This is a genomic window from Pantoea sp. 18059 (assembly GCF_902706165.1).
GTDB classification, from domain to species: domain Bacteria; phylum Pseudomonadota; class Gammaproteobacteria; order Enterobacterales; family Enterobacteriaceae; genus Pantoea; species Pantoea agglomerans.
Map to the genome: position 1 here is coordinate 1 of NZ_CACSJS010000009.1, position 21,436 is coordinate 21,436.

Genomic DNA, 21,436 nt, shown 5'->3' on the forward strand with positions numbered 1-21,436 from the left:
GGGGAGGTGTTTAGCGGGGCCGCTGCGGCTTTGATACTGCTCTGCAGGACATCGGTGAAGAAAGCGGCCTCGCGCTGACGTACCGCTTTATCACCATTGGGACAGAGAGTGTTACATCGCCTCCCGGTATTCCGGCCAGGCAACGGATTGTGCTTCATAGCGCCCTGCGGCTGCGAACAGCGTGCCCTGGAAGTTGATCACACCTGCAGCCTCCAGCCACATCCACTCTTCTGCCTGTACGATCCCTGCTGCGATGACGGTAATTTCCAGCGCGGAACAGCATTTAATAATCGCCTGAACCACCGCCTGCTTTGGCCCACTGCGATGAACATCGCGGGTGATACCGGCATCAATACGAATGCGGTCGGGCTGAATGTGAGTCAGCAAGGACAATCCCGCAGAGCCGTCACCAAAATTGTCGATCGACAGACTGATTCCGACCGCTTTTAGCGCGCGTACGGCTTCAGAGAACGCTTCCAGCTGCGAGATCACTGCGGTTTCACTTACGCCAACTACAACCTGCTCAGGAACCAGTCCCGCCTGCTGAATAGCGGCCACAATATGATCGACGGCATTGGGTATCACTACAAGCGTCATAGGCAGCAGGCTGACGTACAGTGTCATACCGTCCGGGCAGACCAGGCCAGCATGGGCAAACGTCTTTTTCACGGTTTCCAGATCGTTAACATAAAGCTGATCGCCTGAGATGTCGTCGGCGGGAGCAGGTCGCAGAGTGGTCGCTTCAATCGCTGTGACCTGACGAGCGAGGGGATCCACCACCGGGCGAAAGCTGACGCCTTCTGTCTCCGGACGGGAGTCCGGCACATCATTGTGCTCAGAAATAAACTCCCAGTAACCCGGCGGGAGGACCTCGTAGTAGTTCTCTTTCTCACGAGACTCTACAAACGTGCGCAGGAATTGCAGTGCCCGATCATCATAGGTCAGACGATATTTTGACGTCCCTTTATCCAGCACGGCCTGCAGGAGCGATGAGCGATCGTGTTCACGCAGGTCAAAGAGTGCCATGCCCGCATTACCAAAGCGGCGGTAAGGCGCATAGTCGCGCATCAGCTCCACCACATTGTGGTGCCGTCGATCTGCACAAATTCTCTGATAGACTGCCTGAATGCCCGCTTCCGGACCCTCAAGCAATTGAAAAAAATGGGTACCGTTAAATAATAATATGCCGGTCACGTCGTGAGCCGCATTTATTTTGCTGGCGTTGTCGACCATCGCGGGCAGGGTTCTGATGGGAAAGTCATCTGAAATATGGCTGCGGTATATTATGGTAGTCAGCATGTGCAGCTCCGTTTTATAAGATTGTTGCGCACACGCTAGCATTGTTCAAAAAATGTTTCATCTCTCCTTATTCACTGTCGCACAGACTGCACCACGGCAGGTGACAATAAGCGAAACGGCAAATTGTGGGGCACGGTTCCAACAATCGTAATGGGATCAGAGACGCTGAACCTGAGCAGACGAACTCATGCTTCCTGCATACTAAAAAAGGCCGCTGTAATGGCAGCCTCATCGTATTGAAGGGGTAAATGTTATTTGATCAGTTCAGCAGAGACATAAGCTCGATTATCAACGCGTGCGCCGGTAATTTTATAGGATGCACCTGCATCTTTGGCCTGTGCCGCGACTTTAGCTTCAGCAGCATCCAAGGTAGACGCGGTAGCGGTAATAGTCTGGGCAAAACTACCGAATGAAATCAGAGAGAGTGCAGTAACAGCAACGAAAGTTTTGATGGATTTCATGGTCAATTCCTTAGCGTATTTCAGTCAGGGAGAGGCGTTTTTCCTCGATGGAATGAATGATAGGCGCGATCTCGCCAGACTGATATAGCTAACTTTTGCTGATATTGATCAAATATTTTGAATTATTACCATGGGGGATATCAGAGATCGTTCAGATCGCTGAAAACGCAATCTGATATCAGATTGCGCCAGCTCCAGATTAATGACACTCGCCACGCAGCTTCCAGTGCAGCCAGTGATCCAATGCTTCTTCGTTCAACGGCTTCGAATAGAAATAGCCCTGAGCCTGATCGCAGCCATACTCGGTCAGGGATGTTACTGCATCCGGACACTCAACCCCTTCTGCCACCACGGTATAGTCCAGCTCTTTAAGCATGGCGATGATGCTGCGTGCAATGATGCGTGAAGCCGTGTCAGAGGAAAGCTCACTGATCAGGGAACGATCCAGCTTAATCACATCAAGCGGCATGCGACGCAGATAACTGATATTGCTGTAGCCGGAACCGAAATCATCGAGTGAAATAGTGAATCCTCGTGCTCTGAGCATCTCCAGCCCGCGCAGGGCGGTCGGGCTTTCAAGGATACGTTCGGTTTCCAGACATTCGATTCCCAGCAGAGAGGTCGGGAGCTTAGATTTGACCATCTTACTTTCCAGCGCTGAAGCGAACCCCTCGCGCGCAAAGTCACGTACGCTGACGTTTATCGTTAGCGGCAGCTGGATGCAGTTGTTCCTCAGCCGGCTGAGGCGCTCAACCGCCCGATCGATAATCCAGGCTGTCAGCACAGAGAGCAGATCGGTCTGCTCAGCCAGCGGGATAAAGGCGGCAGGTGAAAGCTCGCCCCGGCTGGGATGTTGCCAGCGGATAAGCGCTTCCAGACCCACGGGTTTACCACTTTGCAGGCAAATTTTCGGCTGATAGACCATATACAGCCCGGTGTTCTCGCGTAATGCCGTTTTAAGATCGGTCATCAGCAGGAAATCTTCTGAACGCTGCGTTTCAGCCTCAGCGTCAAAGCGCTGAGAGGGCAGTCCGCGGCCGACCGCTTCATGCAACGCACTGACCGCACGGCCTAATATTTCAGATGCTGGCATGCTGCCAGCGACAAAGTCAGCCTCACCGGTATGGGGAGTCAGCGCGACCGACAGACCTTCATCCATGTCCGCACTGATACCTTCCAGACGACCAGCTACCCACGCGGCACTGAGTCGGCTATCCGCTCGGGTCAGGATAGCAAAGCGGCCGGTGGCCACCGTATAGATCATCTCCCCAACCGCCGGACGCAGGCGCAGCGGCAGCAGAGTGGCCATATCTTTCAGCAGGCTCTCAACCGGGCTCATTCCCATGGTGCGGGCCAGTTCATAAGCACGCGACATATCGATGCAATCAATCAGAACCAGACGGCGTGGCGTGGTATCGCCGGCAACGGCAAGATATTGCAAATCACGTATCAGGCGATGACGGTTAGGTAGCCCGGTCACCGGATCGGTAAAACCCGCCGAGTGCCAGGCTTCAAGAAAAGACATTACCAGCGTAGAGAGCAGCGTTAAGGTCGTCACCTGGTCACTGGGAAACGCATGCGGTTCGGTGTCGGTCACACATAGTGTGCCCAGAATAATACCATCGCGTGTTTTCAGTGGCACACCGACATAAAAGCGGATAAAGGGTGAGCCAGTGATCAGGGGATGCGTGACAAAACGCGCATCGTAATAAGTATCAGGGACGATCACCGCACTGTCGCTATCAACCACGTGACGACAAAGTGAATCCGCACGCGTTGAGCGTTGCAGTTCAAAATTGTGTGATGCCCGAACGGTCTGGAACTCATCATCCAGCACCGATATGAAGCTGCCCGGGATACCCAGGGCCTGACTGGCTAACCGGACAAACTTCCGGAGAACTTCATCGCGGCTTTCATCAGGGTCGCGCAACGCCTGTAAGGCGCGGCTGCGGCGCTCATTGTCGCCGTTTAAATTGTTTAACATGTGTGTAGAACCCCCGCACCGGCTGATTACGGAGCGAAAAAAGAAAACTGTCCGGAGCGAAATGTGATTCGGGCGGCAGGAATTATGGCGTGATTTTTTATTTTCAACTTGATAATAAGGGACTATGCAGCGGGTGTCTCTTAATATTTTCTTTAACGCATTAAAGGGGTTGTTACGATTCGAAAATTTAATCGAAGATGCGCCTGATTATTTACATTTGTACATTTTATATAGCCAGGAGAGGGTTTTTACGGTTGTTAATGTTTATTTTCCGTCAGGAGATGAATAAGCATTCAGGGTGGTTAATGTTATTTCTAAGTCAGTTTTACAATTAAACAGGTCTGCAGCCAGAGACGGATCGCTATCCGCTGGTTGCTCAGGAAGATAACCTATTAAAAATACAGGTAAAAGCCTGAAAAAATGAAGACCGGCAGATATGACCTGTCAGTGTACTCCTGACTGCTATAGGTCAATCCACCGCAAGACCGCCAGTAACGCGTCGCTTCAGACAGTAATCAATTTAACCTTTCATGCCGTGTATGAATTGTGTCGGACGACGTGGCGGCGGGTTTTGCTCCAGCCAGTCACGAACCTGTTCGGTCCGCGGCCCTCGCTCGCGGATCGCGCGTGTCAGCCTTTCCTGTGTTGTCCTCAGTTCCTGGGTCCAGTAGGTGATTTGCCACTGTTCACGAATTTCCACCTGCGACAGATCGTCGGGCGAGCGACGCTGGATAGGATTTTTCATTCATTATCCTCCTCTTTTTCAATGATTCTGCCTGAACATGACCCTCAGGCTATACCTCTATCCTGATGAAGAAAGGGCGCTTGAGGTAGCGGAATAATCCCTGAATGGCCCTTAAGGCAAATAACAGGATAATTCCTGGCAGGAGGAATAAAGCACTCTATGGAAATAGAAAAGTCTCCGTCAGGGCGAAATATGCCGCTTCGCTTATAAAAAATCATGCATAATTTTTAAACCTGAAATTTGACATTTATTTAAAATAGTCAATTATTCTGTGGTCTTTTCGTTATGGCCGCTCTCAGGTTGCTTCGCTTTTATTGATGGTGAAGCGCTGTGCCTTTGCGGTTTAATCATGTTGAAGGAGTCTTTGTTTGGTGAATCGTCCCCCCAGGCCGCCTGTGGTCGTCCAGAGTAATGTGCGTGAACTTCGTCTTGCCGCCGGGCTCTCACAGCAGAGCGCTGCTGAGCGTTTTGACCTTAGCCTGCGCGTCTGGCAAACCAAAGAAGCCGCAGGTAACCCGACACTATTAAGTCAGGGAGAATATGAGTTGCTGTTATTACTGGCTGGCTGTCATCCCCATTTTGCTCTTGCACCTCAGAGCAAAAAGTAACGGCTGCGTTAATACCCTGAAATTTACTTCTGTGGTAACCGGCTGTCTGATAACGGTAAAAAAATTATATTTAACGACTTGAAAACTGATTACTGATCCCTATTTATGGAGATGATCGGAAATATGAGCCCGATCAGATGAACTTTTGGATGAACCTGTTCAGGAGATTATCACCATGTCAGTACAACAATTTTCAGTGTTCCCTTCGCTGGCTGATTCTGTCTTTTCAGACCGCTTTAACCGCATCGATAAATTGTTCAGTCAACTTACTGGCGACAGCCCGGTAACGTCGGTTCCCGCTTACGATCTGCAACGGGTAGAGGATAATCGCTATGCGTTGACCGTCAGCGTACCTGGCTGGAAAGAGCATGAACTGGAGATCGAGTTACGAGGCGGACGGCTTTCAGTGGCCGGTCACAGAGAGAAACCGTCCCAGGAGGCGTCTGGCGAGGCCCGGGAAGAGAACACCAGCTGGATCCACCGCGGCATTTCCCGACACGATTTCCAGCTGAGCTTTTCCATTCCAGAGCACATGAAGGTCACCGGAGCCAGCCTGGCGGAGGGTCTGCTTAGCATTGATCTGATCCAGGAAATACCGGAGAGCGAGAAACCGCGCCGTATCCCGATTGCGATCGGCGGTCAGCGAACTCTTGAACATCAGTAACATGAACAGGGCGGAAACGGCACAGGCTGTTTCCGCCTTTTTATTCACTGGCAGGTAAGAAAGTCAAAAGAGTTCAGGCGCTGGCTGCCATAAGGCTGATTTGCGACGGTAAGCCGGTATTCGTTCCGGTCAGCATGATCGGTTCACCCGCCTCAAGACTGGAGTGAAATGCAGCCTTCATCGATGCACTGATACCATCACCACACCACATCAGATGATGCTCAAAGCGGCGTTGCGCCACGGCGGGGATACCTGACGCATCTGCTGCAACTTCAACCCGAAAGCCCTGTCCGTTAAGCCGTATCGCTTCCATCCAGATCTCGGTTTCATCTGTGACGCTGACCGCTTCAAGAAACAGCGGTACGGTGCTGCGTCGTTGTGAGGCTAGCGCCAGGCGCTCCCACTGACTGACTACCGCTGAATGAAAGCGCTGCTGGCGCCGTGCCGCACCTTCGCTGAGGTCAGTGCGCAGCCAGAGGTTGAGCGGCCGCAGGTAGCGATTAACATAATCATCACCACAATAGTCGGTATTCATCATCTGTAGTTCGCGATCAACATCTGCGTCCGTGTTATGCGCCAGCAGATGCAACATATCCTCTTCCCGACAGGCCCAGCCGCCAGGCAGCGTAACGCTGGGCCAGTTAAATGCAGTATGGATATCAAAGAGCGTATGACCCCCTGAGGTCATCTCACGCACACAGAGCGCACGCGTAAGCTGATTATCTGAGTAACCAGCAGGGCCAGGCGGCGTTATCAGCCCGGCACGGCGCCAGCGGCGCAGAGTTTCAGGAAGAACACCGACGAGACCACATACGGTGTCGGTAGAGTGCTGAGGCATAATTGATATCCGGAAGGCATTGGGATCCCATGAACAGGGAAGATGACGCAGTATGCGCGTCAGGAATAAATAAAGAAACAATCATTTCCAAAATCTGCTGGTGTATCGGGTGCAGAGAGGGCAGTGGGTGAGGGGGATTAAACAGGGGTACAGAGCAGATGCCGGACGCAGAGACGCCCGGCGATTAAGCACACGTTACCAGTGGTACTTGTTGGAATCTTCCCACTCTTTCACTTCTTTTTCGGCACGATCTTTCTCGTAGCCGTAGCGTTCCTGAATTTTACCGACCAGCTGATCGCGCTTCCCTTCTACAACGGTCATATCATCATCCGTAAGATCACCCCATTTTTCCTTAACTTTACCTTTGAACTGCTTCCAGTTACCGCCAATGCGATCTTCGTTCATGGTGACTCTCCCATTTCCGGTTGTTGTCCAGTGACCTGATGAATATCTGTGTTGCCTGAAGGCTGTCAGATGAATCAAGCATGGCACAGCTTTTGCCTTTTGCAGCGAAGCGGTGTGAGCCGCATCAAATTATGGGCAAAAGGGAAGGAAAGGGGATTATCACGGCGGGGTCTATTCCGGGCGTCGTGCTGGCCAGCTTACTGCAGGCAGGGCATTGAGGGCTGGACGGGCAAACAGAAAGCCCTGGTAATAGCGTACCCCGGCACCTTCCAGCCAGAGCCACTCTTCAATTTTTTCAACCCCTTCCGCAATGACCGTAATTTCCAGTGCCTGACAGCATTTAATGATGGCCATCACTATCGCCTGACGCGGGCCACTGCGGTGGATATCGGTGATCAGCTTGCGATCGATTTTAACTTTGTCGGGCTGGAAATCGGCTAACAGCGACAGGCCAGCGAAACCGGCGCCAAAATCGTCGAGCGCCAGGCTGATCCCGGCCGCTTTCAGCTGCTGGACAGCAAACTGGAATGCGTCGAAGCGCGAGATGATCTCATCTTCGGTCACCTCAACCACCACCTGCTCTGGTCGCAATCCCTGCTGCCTGATCTGCTGGATAAGATGTTCAACAGCATTATCGATTACCACCAGCGACATGGGCAGCAGGTTGACGGAGAGCGTCTGCTCGCGCAACCCCAGATGTCTGGCCAGCTGGAAAGCGTAGGTTTTAGAGTGCAGATCGCCCTGATAGCGCTCGCTTTCTGGCAACTGCGAAAAGTAATCAGCGGGCGATGCGCCGTGCTGGCCACGTATCAAGGCTTCACAGGAGACAATCCGGCGATTCGCTGTATCCACAATAGGCTGTAGCGCAAATTCACAACGCTGACCCGGTGCCGGTTGCCAGGCTGGCTGAGATTCGGAGGTGACGGGTGTTGTCAGCGTCCACTGACTGGCAGGATCAATTTTGATAAACGTCTCTTTATCCCGCCCCTCGACGAAAGAACGCAGGAACTTCACCACCCGGTCATCTCTGATCCGTTCATCACTCAGGGTGACCCGCTTAAGCAGGGCATCCACTACGGTGTGTTTCTGATAATCACGTAAATCAAATAAGGCCATACCGGCATGACCAAAGCGACGCGCAGGGGCGTAATCCCGCATCAACTCAATCAGGTTAAAATGCCGCTCATCCTGACTGATACGCTGGAAAACCGTGTGAACGTTGTCGACGCTACCCTCCAGCACCTGAAAAAAGTGCTGTCCGTCATAGAGCAGTATCCCGGTGACTTCAGCCTCAGCATTTTTGATACTGGCGCGCTCCACCAGCGCTTTCAATCTCTCTGGCGAGACAGAACCCGCAAGCTGGCTACGGTAAATAAGGGTGGAGAGCATAATCAGACTCACGTGGCAGAAAGTTACTGATTAAACATATCACAGAAATATTGCTGGTTAAGGGCACAACTACGACCATTATGCCGTTATATTTGCAGCATTAATTTAATCGTAGATTCAGGTAGTACTAAAGGATTCGACAATCAGGACATCAGATCGCAGTGCGGCAATAACCGGGCATAGAAATGAAGGGAAAAGAAAAACCCCCATAAAATCGGGGGCGAACAGCAGATATAGCGCATTATTATAACGTTACAGCATCCCTGGTGAGGCGCTGGTCAATCTGATATTGCCAGATTATTACGCACTTTTTATTCTCCTTACCACGTCATTCTGGCGAGGCTTTTAAGCGGGTAAAAAATCCGTTTATTTGCTATTTCGGAAAATTGTTTCAGATTCAACCCAATGTTTCAGGCTTCTGCTGATGACAGCTCGGTCAATGAATTATCAGGTTACAAATCAACCACTTTTCAGACACTCCCTTAACGTCATCAGCAGATCAGCCCGGAACGCATGAACGTTGCCGGTCTGCAGAGACAATCAGATGTTGATATCTGCGTTATCTTAAAAAAGTGCCCCCTGTAAAAGGGGGCAAGGGTAGGAGTCAGATCACTCTGCAAAAGAAGTGGATTTCATTACAGAGCCATTCAAAGATAGGGCAAAAACGATGTTTATGCCGCTACGGTTAACTCTTTTTTTAATTAGATATCAAACAATTAAAAAACTAACAATATTTAATGGCTATTTAAATCAATAGTTTAATCAGATATGAAAACGATTTCTAAGATTAGGATTAAAGTCCTGTTTCGCCTGCTGCTTCTGCTATAAATGGCCACAATTAAGCCATTGCTTAGCGATCTGAGACAGGTACACAGAGCAGACTTGACCGTATAAGAGAATAATTGTACTGTTTATATATACAGTTTATTATCGATTGAGAGCCGGTGTGGGGTAGAGATGTCACAGGATGATGAGGTCTGGTCAGCATTCAGAGAAGCGATGAGGCGGGATGATACCGGTCAGTGCACAGTGAGTACCCGGGATTTTGTGGCTGAACTGGAACAACGCAAATCACCTCACACGCTTCGGGCCGCGAATACCTGGATCGAGATGCATATCACGACTTTCAGTGATATCTCAATTGAGCCCGGAGAATGTCGACTGTTCCGTGTGCCTGCGGCGCGTGATTAAAACGTGCCGCAGCGCAGACAGGATAAGAAAGGGTTTCAGCCTGACTGCTGTAACAGATACAGGCTGAAGCAGGCATCAGAGCCTGGATGTGTTCCGACGCATGTCAGACCGATCCTGGAATTTAGGATTCGCGGGGAAGCTCTTCTCGCACGCCATGCGCGCCAGATTCAATGCGACTTTGCGTTTTTTAAGCTTTAACTTCGGCAACCACTCTTTGAACTGTGCCGTTAGCGACGCTGCCTGCTGCTCGTTGGTGACACGACAGATAAATAGCTTGCTCTTGGTCTGACGACTGACATCAATGGCATAGATCTCTACACCTGCGCTGCACACTTCATATTCAACATCCGTAAACTGCATGTGTGGCCAAAGACCGGTTCTGGTTTCAAATGTGGCTAAATCCATGACGACTACCTTTTTTTATTTTAAGCGTTATTGCTACCCAACAGACTAAAGCCTGGTCGGGCCAGTGAGCATAGACCAGATTCAGCATTCCGCCAGCGATTTCACTGATTTAATCTGGCCCTGACACAAAAGGCTAAAATCTCCCACCGTCGCCTGTTATCTGACAGGTAGCCAGTCATCCTCTTATCAGAAAATCTGATGACAGACTGTCATGCTGGTTTTTCACCCCTTCAGCTCTTCAGCTCTTCAGCTTTACAAGCCCTGCCTTTGCTGCGTCTGCGACGGTATCCCACGAATTTAAATCGCCTTCTCCTTAACAATTATCATCATCATCGCTGTTGAATTAGCGGGCTAATTATCAGATCCAAATGAATGGCTGCTTCCGCTTCATTGTGACCATCCGGCAGTGGAAATCTTCTGACAGGAGATGTGGCAAATTTATCTCAGATGATGAGATGTAAAAAGGTGTGTCAAAATAAAAATGAATAAATGGCAGAGTAGTGTTCTGGCTAGTTCACTCTGTACCATTCGCAAGGAAAAATAAAAAAATATATTCGCCATGCTTAATTAAAGCCCTGCAGACAAGAGCCGATAAGAACGATCCAACTTTAAATTATGTCCAGATTATTCTTTTTTTGCCGGGGGCAAGTATGACTATTACACAACGTCTGGTATTGATTTTCTCACTGCTTGCAATGTCACTGATTGCGCTGGTGATTATCTCTTTATCAGTGATTTCGGGCTTTCAATCCCGCTTTGAATATGTACAGATGAACGCAATACCCAGCATTCGCGATCTCAATAAATCGATCAGCGTGACCAATCAGTTGGGTATTGCGCTTTATCGCCACCACAGCACCAGCGATGCGGCAAAATTCCCTGCTGCGGAAGAGCGCATTGAGAATCTGCTTACGCAGATTAAGTCGCTCAATGATTACTACATGGCTAACGACATCTCCAGCGATGAAGATAAGGCGATGACGGAACAGGCCTATAAAAATCTGGATGCGGTCCGCAGCGCATTGCCGGCATTTCTTGCCGCGTCACGCGCCCATAATGATGCGGTCACGCTGCCATTATTGCAGAGTGAGGGCGGTATTGGTGCCGCATCCCGTAAGATGGAAGCGGATTTCACCCGTCAGATTCAGCTGAATATCGATATTGGCGAACAGCTCAGGGCGGAGAACAAGCGCGTTTATAGCCAGACCCTGTGGGCGATGTCTGGCGGATCGCTGCTGCTTATTCTGATACTGGCCGGTTTCTCCGCTAAGGTGATTCTCGGCATCAAAAAGAGCCTCTCAGGCATGGTCAATACCATGACGCAGGTGAGTCATACCCTCGACCTGACTCATATCGCGGAGGTCCGCAGTAAGGATGAGATCGGCAAAACGGCGATGGCATTTAATCAGCTGCTGGCGCGCGTCTCCGGCACGCTGCTCTCCGTCAGTCACGCCGCGCAATCGGTGAGTACCGGATCAACGCAGATAGCGGCGGGCAACGAAGATCTCTCTGCACGCACGGAAGAACAGGCGGCTTCACTGGAGCAAACCTCAGCCAGCATGGCGACACTGAGCGAAACGGTGCGACAGAACTCAGAAGGTGCGCAACAGGCCAGCAGCCTGGCAAATAACGCGAATCACATGTCAATCCAGAATGGGACGGCGGTGAAGCAGATGCTCAGCACCATGGATGAAATCCGCGCCAGCTCTGCCAAAATCTCTGAAATTACCGGACTGATTGAAGGCATCGCGTTTCAGACCAATATTCTGGCGCTGAATGCGGCAGTCGAGGCAGCGCGTGCAGGCGAGCATGGTCGCGGCTTCGCCGTTGTTGCCTCTGAAGTGCGCAATCTGGCGCAGCGCTCCTCTTCTGCCGCCCGTGAAATTAAGGATCTTATCTCAACATCGGTTTCACAGGTCGAGCACGGTTTAGAGCAGGCCAGCGGCGTTGGATCTAACAGTGAAAATGTCCGTCAGGCGATTCAGCAGGTGGCCGATCTGGTCAATGAGATTGCGGCGGCTACCTCTGAGCAGAGTAAAGGCATTGAACAGGTTCATCAGGCCATTGGCCAGATGGATGAAGTGACGCAACAGAACGCCTCGCTGGTGGAAGAGGCCTCATCCGCCTCTAAGTCGCTGCAGGAGCAGGCAGAAACGCTGTCGGGGCTGGTGGCGACCTTTAAGCTGGAAAGCGATAACCGTGCAGTACAGTCGCAGCAGACCGCTGCAGTACGGCGTCCGGTATTACACACAAAGCAGCCTGAGCACCAGACCATCGACCTGACTAAGGCGAACTGGGAAAGTTTTTAATAGTTGAGCAGTAACTTAAGGGCCTCCACAATGTGGGGGCTTTTTTTATCTTAAATCAAAATAAATAAAGCGGCTTTTCCTGAAATAAATATAATATGAAATCGATTTCATTTTAAAATCGCAAATAACTCTTTAGGGTTATAAGGTTTAAATTGGAATTTGCCGGGCGTAGATATTTGTTTTGATAGTCTGGTGATAATGAGTCAGATACAGGCAGGATGTCAGTTATCGGCTATTCATGATGTAACTTGAATTTATTTATCTTCAAAACAATAACGCTGAAGTCAGGCTCGTTGCTTAATGCTTTTTGCCAGGTGTTTTTATTTCAATTTTATGATTTGTAAGGTATTTTTTTAAGTTTGGCTTAGGCGGATATTGAAGTAAATATTGTCATTTTATTCACTGTAAAATAACGCAGCGCAATCTATACTCCCTTCCGTGTTATATGTACTTCTGATTTTTTTTACGAAACTCCTTTCTTCATAGCGACATTGTGCTGCATGAGGCATCTCTGGCTATGTCAAAGAAACGGTAAAAATAATATTACGAAAGCTATTTCGTGCGCTACACACCTGCACGTCTCACACATCAGAGCGGAAAAGAATGAAAAAAATACTCGACCGGATTAATTTGCCAGCGAAATTCCTGTTACTCGGATCCTTTGCGCTGGTGCTGTTTATTTTACCCACCTTTCTGTTTATTCAGACGGGCAACCAGCTTATTGATACAAAGAATGTGGAACTGACCGGTATACCGGTCGAAAGAAAGGTGCTCAAGTTGCTGAACTTGCTGCAGCGGCACCGTGCGGAAAGCGCGATCGCTATCTCGCTGAACAAGCCAGATAACGCGCCACGTATGGCGTTGGTCAGTGAGGTTAATCGCTTATCTCAGACGATTGCTGACGAATTACGTCAGAATAATGAGCAGGCGCAGCCGCTGAAGCGGCTGGAGCGGGTTAATCAGGAGTGGAGCCAGCTGCAGAACGATATTAACGCGGGCAAACTGACCCTGGCAACCAGCCTGACGCGACATGCTCAGCTGATTCAGGTGCTACTCGATACGAACCAGGATGTACTTGATTTTTATCAGCTATCGCTGGATGCCGATCTGAATACCTACCAGCTGATTGTCAGTATCTTTAGTCGCCTGCCGCAACTGACTGAAACGCTGGGACAGATTCGTGCTAGCGGCACGTCGCTGATTGCGGGTGGGAATGTGTCGGATGCCGATCGCAGCCGCATGGCATTTCAGCTTGATTATGGCAAAACGGCGCTGAGACAGTTTAGCGGCAACATGGATAAAGTATTTTCCATTGAGCCAGATCTTAAAACCACCTTTGGCAATCTGGCACAGGATGCGAACCAGCAGGCGCTGAGTGCGCTGAATCTGGCTGATAGTGTCTTTGTCAGCGGTCACGCCAGCGTGACGCCGGTTGACTATGTACGGATCTTTACCCAGGCGATTAACCGTTACGGCGAGCTGGGTGAACAAACCAGCCATCGTCTGGAAGGAATGATGCAGACGCAGATCCAGGAACGCCGCTATGCGCAATATCTGTTACTGGCAGGTCTGTTTGCCGTCGCGCTGCTGGCCATTCTGCTGGCCGTGATGATCACCCGTTCTGTTACCCGGCCGGTTAAAGAAGCGGTCGAAGTTGCCAGCCGCGTCGCGGCGGGCGATCTGACGGCACAGCTGAACGTTTCCGGCAGCAATGAGATGGCTGAGCTGCTGAATGCACTGATGCGGATGCAGCAGCGTCTTGCTCAACTGGTGTCGGATATCAAAGGTAACGCTGCTACCATCGCCAACTCCTCAGAAGAGATTGCCCGTGGCAATGGCGATCTGTCGTCGCGCACCGAGCAACAGGCGGCTTCACTGGCTGAAACGGCTGCCAGCATGGAGCAGCTGGCGGCAATCATTCAGCAGAACGCGGATAACACGCGCTTTGCCTCTGCCCGTGCAGAATCTGCCACGCAGGCTGCACTCTCCAGTGGTGCAGCAATGGATTCGGTGATGGAGACCATGCACAAAATTCGTGGCAGCTCAGGTAAAATTGAAGAGATTACCTCGGTGATCGACAGTATCGCCTTCCAGACCAACATTCTGGCACTGAATGCGGCCGTTGAAGCGGCACGCGCTGGTGAGCAGGGTAAAGGTTTTGCGGTCGTCGCGTCGGAAGTGCGGGCACTGGCACAACGTTCAGCCAGTGCAGCTAAAGAGATCAAGGGTCTGATTGAGCAGTCGGTCGGCCACGCCCAGGAAGGGATCGCCATGGCGCAGAACGCAGGCGATAAGGTGAAACAGAGCGTCAGCGCCATTGAACAGACCTCTCAGCTGATGCGCGACATCACTTCTTCATCCGAAGAGCAGAGCAGTGGCATCTCGCAGGTCAATATTGCGGTGAACCAGATGGATCAGGTGACGCAGCAGAACGCCGTGCTGGTTGAAGAGTCGGCCTCCTCAGCTGATGAACTCGCCGCGCGCGCAGGGCAGTTACGTACGATGGTTGCGGTGTTCCAGACCGCATAATGGTGATAAACAGCCGCCTGTGGGCGGCTGTTCTCTTCTCAGCATTTATTCCGCGCTATGCCTGATGATCCTGCAGACAGGCCAGATACTTCTCTCCCGACCGCATCACCTTCTCTTTTGCCTGCTGATGGATATCCTGCCCTTCAAACGCGCCATACAGTTGCCCGAATGTCACGCCGGAGAGCCGATGCAGTATGTCGCCTACCGTAGCGGCTGACAGCGGCAGCATATTCGGGTAGCTCCACATAAACGACACGCCATGCGCACCCGGCGTGACCTGGATAATATCACCCGCCAGAATCATCCCATCACCTTCGTCCCAGTACAGCACGCTGCCGCCGGGAAAATGGCCGCCCAGCCGTAACAGCGTCACAGAGGGCATCAGCGTCAGCGACTCGCCCTGCCATAACTGGATATGTGGACTCTTCCGCACAATCCATTGGCGATCGCGGGCGTGCAGATGAATGGGCGCATTAAACGCTTCAGCCCACTCCTGCATGGTGGTGTAGTAGTGCGGATGTGAAATGGCGATAGCATCAATGCCGCCCAGCGCCGCGATCAGCGTATAGGTGGCATCATCAAGGTTGGCAATGCAGTCCCACAGCACGTTGCCGTGCGGCGTGCGCAGCAGAAAAGCGCGCTGGTTGATGGCAAACTCAGGCACGGTTTTAAGACTTAACAGCGCATCGCTGTGAGCCGTCCACTTATTGGCGTGGCTGGCGCGCAGTTCATCAAACGCGATCCAGCGCTGACCGGCGGCCGGAACGTACTGGCGTTCATCATCACAGATTTTACAGTGCTGATGAGTGGAATGAGCGGGATAAGCCGTTCCGCAGGCGGTACATAACATCGTCATGGTGATCTCCTTTGTCTCCCTCAATCTTATGCACACCTGCGAAAACCGCACTTTCCTGACGCCATTTTGTTACGCGATTACGGCTGGCGGCGAAGGGTAATCCGGGTGAGTTCTGAGGGACGACCCAGCCTCACCGCCATGCCTGGCCAGAGTGCCGTGCCGTTATTCACATAGAGCTGCATTCCGCCGACCTGATAAAGCCCGGAAACAAACCCGGCGTTGGGTTTAGCAAACAGCCTGTCCAGCCCGATAATCAGGCCGCCATGCGTATGTCCTGAGAGCTGCACATCCACGCCCTGCGCTGCGTTCTGGCGTGCATTGCGTGGCTGGTGATCCAGCAGGATTACCGGCGCGTTTTCAGGTGCCTGTTCCAGCGCGCGGGCCAGATCCGGGCCGACCGCGTTTCTGCCGGGTGCGGAGGCGTCCGGCAGGCCGGCAATCACCAGCTTTGCGGTTCCGCGCTGGATCACGGTATGGCTGTTGAGCAGAGGTTGCAGACCCAGTGAGGCCAGATGCGCCGTCCAGATTGCCTGATGGAAGAAATATTCATGGTTGCCGGTGATAGCCCATACGCCGTCAGGCGCTGCGAGCCCGCGCAGCGGCGCAACGTCCTGCCGCCGATGCGCCAGGTTGCCATCGATCACATCGCCCGTGACCACAATCAGATCGGCTTTGAGAGACATTGCCCGTTCAACCATTGCGGCGGTCCAGGCCGCATTAAACAACCGGGTGATATGCAGGTCGGTCAGCTGCAGCAGCTGATAGCCATCGAATTCAGCGGGCAGGTTGGGCAGCGCAAGAGTCACCTCTTTGACCGGCGGCACGCGTATCGCCTGCTGAACGCCAAAGGCAGCCAGTCCCATCGCCAGCACAACGGCCAGATAGCGAACACCGGGAACCAGCTCCAGCGGATGACGCAACAGCAGGGCAATCAGCATAACCGCATCCATCAGCATCTGAAGCAGCGCCAGCAGCAGCACGGTGCTGTACGCCCAGTTAAACAGAATGATGATGATGCGGGGCATTTCAGCGGAGAAGATCCCGCCCGAGGTAAAACGGCTCACCAGAAGATATTGTGACGCCAGCAGCACCAGAGCGGAGAGCAGGATCTTTACAACAAGTGGCAGGGACAAAGGAATAATGACGCGCGCAATTACATACCAGCTGGGTAAGCTGAAAATCAGGTGAAACATGGCATTTTTCCGGTAGGGCGCTGAACATCTGCGCAGGCAAAAAAGAGTCGATCGTTTATAGAGCCGTTTTCAGGACTGTAGTGTATATGATGTTACCGTCAGGCTTGCTTCACGTCGGGTGCTTTACAGGCGGTAAAGCAGGCAGAGAGGATCGATAAAACTTCAGGGCGCAATAATGAAAACAGCGTGACCGGAGCACCGGCCACGCTGGCAACATTCACGTATTGAGCCGCCTGACTAGCGTAAAACGCCTGAGGTCGTCCGGGTCTCGTCAGTTACACGAGTCATGGATATCGGAATGCTTTTATAGGCGGGAATGCCGCTTTTGGTATCGTGGCTGTCGAGCGGAACCATCACATTGGCTTCGGGATAGTAAGCGCCGACCGAACCTGGGGCCATATCAATAATCACGATGGTCAGGTTTTTCATCTGGCGCGAGGTGGGATTGCCATCCGGGTCCAGCGCCATCAGATCGACACGGTCGCCGACCCGTAACTGTCGCTTCTCCGCCTCTTCTGCATTGATAAACAGCACATCGCGGCGGCCTGTCACGCCACGATAGCGGTCATTCAGCCCGTAAAGCGTGGTGTTGTACTGATCGTGACTGCGCAGGGTAGTGAGCACCAGATCATGGCACTTCAGTGACCGGGGATCTTCATTGATGCCCTGCATCACTTTAAACTGCGCACGGCCAGATGGCGTCAGCCAGACGCGCTCTGAGGCGGCGTTATAGAGCCGGAATCCACCCGGATGCTTAATCCTCTCATTGAAGTTTTCAAACGCCGGGAACACCGCTTCAATGGCATCGCGGATGCGGCTGTAATCGGCTGCCATGGCCGACCAGTCAACCACGCTGTCCGGCAGCGTTGCCTTCGCCAGTGAGGCGACCAGCGCCGGTTCAGACTTCAGATGGGGTGAGGCGGGATCCAGCGAACCGCGTGAGGCATGCACCATCGACATCGAATCTTCCACGGTGACGCTCTGCGCGCCGGTTGCCTGAACATCGGTCTCTGTTCGGCCCAGCACCGGCAGCAGATAATTATGTTTACCCAGTAACAGGTGCGAGCGGTTCAGTTTGGTCGCCATATGCACCACCAGATCAAGATTGCGCATCGCCGGGAACGTGACCTGTGGATCGGAAATCGCTTCCGCCAGGTTGCCGCCCAGACACAGCAACGCTTTGGCTTTGCCGTCGCGCATCGCCTTTATTGCCTCAATGGCGCCGTGACCATGCTTCTGCGGCGGGCGGAAACCAAACACCCTCTCTATGCCATCCAGCAGCGACTGCGGCGGGATCTCTGTGATGCCCACTGTGCGATCGCCCTGCACATTGGAGTGACCGCGTAACGGACAGATACCTGCACCCGGCTTGCCGATATTGCCGCGCATCAGCAGCAGGTTAGCGATTTGCTGCACGTTCTGAGTGCCGTACTGGTGCTGAGTAATTCCCATGCCATAACAGATGATGGTACGTTCAGCGCTGGCGTAGAGCCGGGCGATATGCTGGATCTCCTCACGCGCCATGCCCGAGACTTTCAGGATATGCTCCCAGTCTGTGCTTTCCAGGTCGGCTTTCAGGGCGTCAAAGCCTTCAGTGTGCTCAGTAATAAACGCTTCATCAATCACGCCGGATTCGCCTTTGCTCAGCGCCTCCTCGTGCATCATGAGCAGGATCTTCATCACCCCTTTCAACATCGCTGCGTCACCGCCCACCCTGACTTTGTAGTAGGTCGACGCCAGCTCAGTGGAGCTCATTGACAGCATTTCAATCGGGCTCTGCGGCGAAGTAAATCGCTCCAGCCCACGTTCACGCAGCGGATTGATCGCCACAATAGTGGCACCGCGTTTCGACACTTCCCGTAGCGTGCCCAGCATGCGCGGATGGTTGGTACCTGGATTGTGGCCGATACAGAGCACCAGGTCGCAGTGATCAAAATCTTCCAGCTCTACCGTCCCTTTGCCGACGCCAATTGACTCCGGCAGCCCGACACTGGTCGGTTCATGGCACATGTTTGAGCAGTCGGGGAAGTTATTGGTGCCATATTCGCGGGCGAAAAGTTGCCACAGAAACGCCGCTTCATTGGAGGCGCGTCCCGAAGTATAAAACTCTACGCTGTCCGGATCGTCGTAGCTGCGCAGATGTTCTCCAATCTCCCGGAATGCCGTCTCCCATTCGATGGGCTGATAGGTATCTGTAGCGGCATCGTACTTCATCGGATGGGTCAGGCGGCCTTCGCCCTCCAGATGCAGTGCGCTGCGCTCCCACAGTTCAGTCACGGTATGAGCGGCAAAAAATTCCGGTGTAGTGCGTTTGCTGGTGGCTTCCCAGGAGACGGCTTTTGCGCCGTTTTCGCAGAACTCAAAGGATGAGGCATGTTGCGGGTCGGGCCAGGCGCAGCCCGGACAGTCAAAGCCCTGCGGCTGGTTGACTTTAAACAGGGCGATCACATCCTGTTTCACAGACATCTGGCCGCGGATAGCATCGGCAACCGCCTTCAATGCGCCCCAGCCTCCGGCAGCACCCCCATAAGGAGCGATGCCATTTGTGCGATTTTGCTCTTTCATAATGCTCCACATTGTCTCTGTTGTTATTTGTTAAGCCTGGTACAGAAATAGTTGCAACAACGTGGAAACCGGCTGTTATTCAGGGAAAATATTTCTCAAAATGTTTCGACAGTCCGAAACGTAAGCCGCAAATCAGTTCAGCACATCAGATGAAGCGCAGCGCATCCAGGCTGTTGCAGAATAAGCGGCGCGCGAGTTCCGCCGACAGGGTGATGATGCAGGGAAAGGGTGAAGGATAAATCTTTACCATCAGATAACGGCGGGTAAGTGAGCCAGTTTATTCAGGGCTGGACTGCGATCGCAGCAACGCACTCCATGTCTGAACAGATGCACCATAATCCGGAACGCGACCTTATGAAAAGAGCCTTACTTTTGCTGGTTTTACTTTCCACCTATAGTCTGATGCCCGTTAAAGCCAGTGGCCCGGTTCGGGCAGGAGAGCTGCGTCCCATGAAGATTATTATGACGATCAACCATCAGTCGTATGAGATTGCGCTGGCTGATAACGCCACCGCGAAAGCATTTGTACAGCAACTCCCGCTGACTATGACGATGGAGGAGCTGAACGGCAATGAGAAGTTTGCAGACCTGCCTGCTGCTCTTAATAGCGATACGCATAAACCCGGCACGATCCAGCAGGGCGATGTGATGCTGTATGGCAATAAGACGCTGGTTCTTTTTTACGAGACATTCCAGACCTCCTATAGCTACACGCCAATAGGAAAGGTGCTGTCGACAGATAGCCTCAAAAAGCGTGTCGGTGAGGGGGGGATTGACGTACGGTTCTCCCGGCCATAACTGATATCAAAATCTGAAATAACCGGCTGGTAAAAGATTCATATCGCGCTGAGTCTGGCCAGGGTGACCTCTGGCATGACGGACTACGTTATGTTCTGGCCGCGGCCAGACATCGTGATTCTCTTCGGGAAGCGACACTGTCAGGCAGGTCGGCCAGCCTGACAGTTCAGCCATTACTTCTTCTTATTCAGCATCGACTTCAGGTCAGCAAAGGGATTGTAGGTAGCTTCACCGACATCTTTTTGTGCGTCCTCGCCAGCCACTACACGGGTGCCATACTGGTCAGCCTCGGTATACTTTGAGTGTTCGTGGTCATGACAATAGAGACACAACAACTCCCAGTTACTGCCATCTTCCGGGTTGTTGGTATGGTCGTGATCGATATGGTGAACCGTCAGTTCGCGCAGGTTTGAATAAACAAACTCGCGTGAGCAGCGTCCACACACCCACGGATAGATTTTAAGTGCTTTCTCACGGTAGCCGCTTTCCAGCCGCGTGTAGTTTTTAGGGATCAAAGCCATTGCCGGGATAACCTGTTATGCAGAGAAAATTTCACGATAGTGATGCCAATATATCCCATAACGGAACAGAAGAAGAAATCATCGTGTTCCGCGGGACGGGAGGCTTTAAAATCCAGAGGGTTAGCTGAAAATCCGCGTAGCCGCCTTATATGATTTTTCCAGCACGTCTCGCAATCCTGAATAACTGCCGGGCCTGTGAGAAGGCACAAAATCATGTCGCTGTGATGAAAACTCAAAAATGATATATCTCTAAGCTCCCGCTCACGCTAACCCAATTAATCAGCAGGATAGCGCCCAAAACATCCCTGTTTACCGCTTTGCTTAAAAAATGACATCAAATGTAATGCATGACACCATAAACGGCCCAGAAAATAGCGTTAGCACCCAGATAAGTCCAGCATCCCCAGTAGGCTATGGGTTCACGACGGGTGCGGAGTTTAGGCAGGAAGGCCAGTAAATAGAGGACAGAGGCGATGAGCGAAACGAAGTAGAAAAATTTCATGGTTTTCTCCTGATCAATATCCTTTATTTGAGAATAGTCAGGGCTCACCATTTTGCTTAATGCATCAGCAGATTCGTTATGGATCGGCTTTCTCTTTGATGCCCACATCGTATGTCAGCACAGTTAAATCCGCGATAAATCGAAAATGCAGCGTCACGGTACGATCAGCCAGCC

General features: G+C 52.0%; 19 protein-coding genes. 6 read left to right on the top strand and 13 right to left on the bottom strand.

Features of this window, described 5'->3' with window-relative positions; translation table 11 throughout:
• Positions 1 to 111 precede the first annotated feature (111 nt).
• The 4 genes from GVJ63_RS19405 to GVJ63_RS19420 form a co-directional block, all read right to left on the bottom strand.
• Positions 112 to 1,299: a diguanylate phosphodiesterase gene (locus tag GVJ63_RS19405; RefSeq protein WP_022624234.1), complete on the bottom strand. Its 1,188-nt coding sequence runs from the start codon at positions 1,297 to 1,299 to the stop codon at positions 112 to 114.
• A gap of 251 nt (positions 1,300 to 1,550) precedes the next feature.
• Positions 1,551 to 1,760, bottom strand: a complete 210-nt coding sequence (locus tag GVJ63_RS19410) for a YdgH/BhsA/McbA-like domain containing protein (protein ID WP_010256949.1) — start codon at positions 1,758 to 1,760, stop codon at positions 1,551 to 1,553.
• A gap of 199 nt (positions 1,761 to 1,959) precedes the next feature.
• The gene (locus GVJ63_RS19415; protein ID WP_159227250.1) at positions 1,960 to 3,744 is read right to left on the bottom strand and encodes a GGDEF and EAL domain-containing protein; all 1,785 of its coding nucleotides are present in this window, start codon (positions 3,742 to 3,744) and stop codon (positions 1,960 to 1,962) included.
• Between the two features lie 520 nt (positions 3,745 to 4,264).
• Positions 4,265 to 4,489, bottom strand: coding sequence for a DUF3606 domain-containing protein (locus GVJ63_RS19420; RefSeq protein WP_033770153.1), 225 nt, complete (start codon positions 4,487 to 4,489; stop codon positions 4,265 to 4,267).
• A 368-nt stretch (positions 4,490 to 4,857) separates the two neighbouring features.
• On the opposite strand from GVJ63_RS19420, the gene GVJ63_RS19425 reads away from it, so the two are divergent.
• Both GVJ63_RS19425 and GVJ63_RS19430 read left to right on the top strand, forming a co-directional pair.
• Complete coding sequence (locus tag GVJ63_RS19425) at positions 4,858 to 5,097, top strand: hypothetical protein (protein WP_022624236.1); 240 nt, start codon at positions 4,858 to 4,860, stop codon at positions 5,095 to 5,097.
• Between the two features lie 175 nt (positions 5,098 to 5,272).
• A complete protein-coding gene (locus GVJ63_RS19430; protein ID WP_010671953.1) occupies positions 5,273 to 5,761 on the top strand; it encodes an Hsp20 family protein in 489 nt (162 codons plus the stop codon).
• A 73-nt stretch (positions 5,762 to 5,834) separates the two neighbouring features.
• Here the strand turns inward: GVJ63_RS19430 and GVJ63_RS19435 are convergent, their stop codons facing one another.
• From GVJ63_RS19435 to GVJ63_RS19445, 3 genes are all read right to left on the bottom strand, one after another.
• A complete protein-coding gene (locus tag GVJ63_RS19435) occupies positions 5,835 to 6,599 on the bottom strand; it encodes a MerR family transcriptional regulator (protein ID WP_010671952.1) in 765 nt (254 codons plus the stop codon).
• Positions 6,600 to 6,794: 195 nt separating this feature from the next.
• The gene (locus tag GVJ63_RS19440) at positions 6,795 to 7,004 is read right to left on the bottom strand and encodes a CsbD family protein (RefSeq protein ID WP_010256969.1); all 210 of its coding nucleotides are present in this window, start codon (positions 7,002 to 7,004) and stop codon (positions 6,795 to 6,797) included.
• A gap of 171 nt (positions 7,005 to 7,175) precedes the next feature.
• On the bottom strand, positions 7,176 to 8,393 hold the full coding sequence (locus tag GVJ63_RS19445; protein WP_033781056.1) for a diguanylate phosphodiesterase: 1,218 nt from the start codon (positions 8,391 to 8,393) through the stop codon (positions 7,176 to 7,178).
• Between the two features lie 957 nt (positions 8,394 to 9,350).
• On the opposite strand from GVJ63_RS19445, the gene GVJ63_RS22390 reads away from it, so the two are divergent.
• Positions 9,351 to 9,584 (top strand): hypothetical protein, encoded by a 234-nt coding sequence (locus tag GVJ63_RS22390; protein ID WP_022624240.1) that lies wholly within the window; start codon positions 9,351 to 9,353, stop codon positions 9,582 to 9,584.
• Between the two features lie 75 nt (positions 9,585 to 9,659).
• Here GVJ63_RS22390 and GVJ63_RS19450 read toward each other — a convergent pair whose 3' ends face one another.
• Positions 9,660 to 9,989: a hypothetical protein gene (locus tag GVJ63_RS19450; RefSeq protein WP_010256979.1), complete on the bottom strand. Its 330-nt coding sequence runs from the start codon at positions 9,987 to 9,989 to the stop codon at positions 9,660 to 9,662.
• Positions 9,990 to 10,639: 650 nt separating this feature from the next.
• Here GVJ63_RS19450 and GVJ63_RS19455 point away from each other — a divergent pair.
• Together GVJ63_RS19455 and GVJ63_RS19460 are read left to right on the top strand one after the other, a co-directional pair.
• The gene (locus tag GVJ63_RS19455) at positions 10,640 to 12,298 is read left to right on the top strand and encodes a methyl-accepting chemotaxis protein (protein WP_159227251.1); all 1,659 of its coding nucleotides are present in this window, start codon (positions 10,640 to 10,642) and stop codon (positions 12,296 to 12,298) included.
• Between the two features lie 603 nt (positions 12,299 to 12,901).
• Positions 12,902 to 14,827 (top strand): methyl-accepting chemotaxis protein, encoded by a 1,926-nt coding sequence (locus GVJ63_RS19460; RefSeq protein ID WP_010256986.1) that lies wholly within the window; start codon positions 12,902 to 12,904, stop codon positions 14,825 to 14,827.
• Between the two features lie 55 nt (positions 14,828 to 14,882).
• Here GVJ63_RS19460 and GVJ63_RS19465 read toward each other — a convergent pair whose 3' ends face one another.
• From GVJ63_RS19465 to GVJ63_RS19475, 3 genes are all read right to left on the bottom strand, one after another.
• Positions 14,883 to 15,683 (bottom strand): MBL fold metallo-hydrolase, encoded by an 801-nt coding sequence (locus GVJ63_RS19465; RefSeq protein ID WP_022624244.1) that lies wholly within the window; start codon positions 15,681 to 15,683, stop codon positions 14,883 to 14,885.
• Positions 15,684 to 15,760: 77 nt separating this feature from the next.
• Complete coding sequence (locus GVJ63_RS19470; protein WP_033759918.1) at positions 15,761 to 16,876, bottom strand: metallophosphoesterase; 1,116 nt, start codon at positions 16,874 to 16,876, stop codon at positions 15,761 to 15,763.
• Positions 16,877 to 17,113: 237 nt separating this feature from the next.
• On the bottom strand, positions 17,114 to 19,441 hold the full coding sequence (locus tag GVJ63_RS19475; RefSeq protein WP_159227252.1) for an FdhF/YdeP family oxidoreductase: 2,328 nt from the start codon (positions 19,439 to 19,441) through the stop codon (positions 17,114 to 17,116).
• 267 nt (positions 19,442 to 19,708) lie between these two features.
• On the opposite strand from GVJ63_RS19475, the gene GVJ63_RS19480 reads away from it, so the two are divergent.
• Positions 19,709 to 20,239, top strand: coding sequence for a cyclophilin-like fold protein (locus GVJ63_RS19480; RefSeq protein ID WP_235038364.1), 531 nt, complete (start codon positions 19,709 to 19,711; stop codon positions 20,237 to 20,239).
• A gap of 173 nt (positions 20,240 to 20,412) precedes the next feature.
• Here GVJ63_RS19480 and yajD read toward each other — a convergent pair whose 3' ends face one another.
• The gene (gene yajD / locus GVJ63_RS19485; RefSeq protein ID WP_003850685.1) at positions 20,413 to 20,760 is read right to left on the bottom strand and encodes an HNH nuclease YajD; all 348 of its coding nucleotides are present in this window, start codon (positions 20,758 to 20,760) and stop codon (positions 20,413 to 20,415) included.
• A 334-nt stretch (positions 20,761 to 21,094) separates the two neighbouring features.
• Complete coding sequence (locus GVJ63_RS22270) at positions 21,095 to 21,262, bottom strand: hypothetical protein (protein WP_200843127.1); 168 nt, start codon at positions 21,260 to 21,262, stop codon at positions 21,095 to 21,097.
• Positions 21,263 to 21,436: the final 174 nt, after the last annotated feature.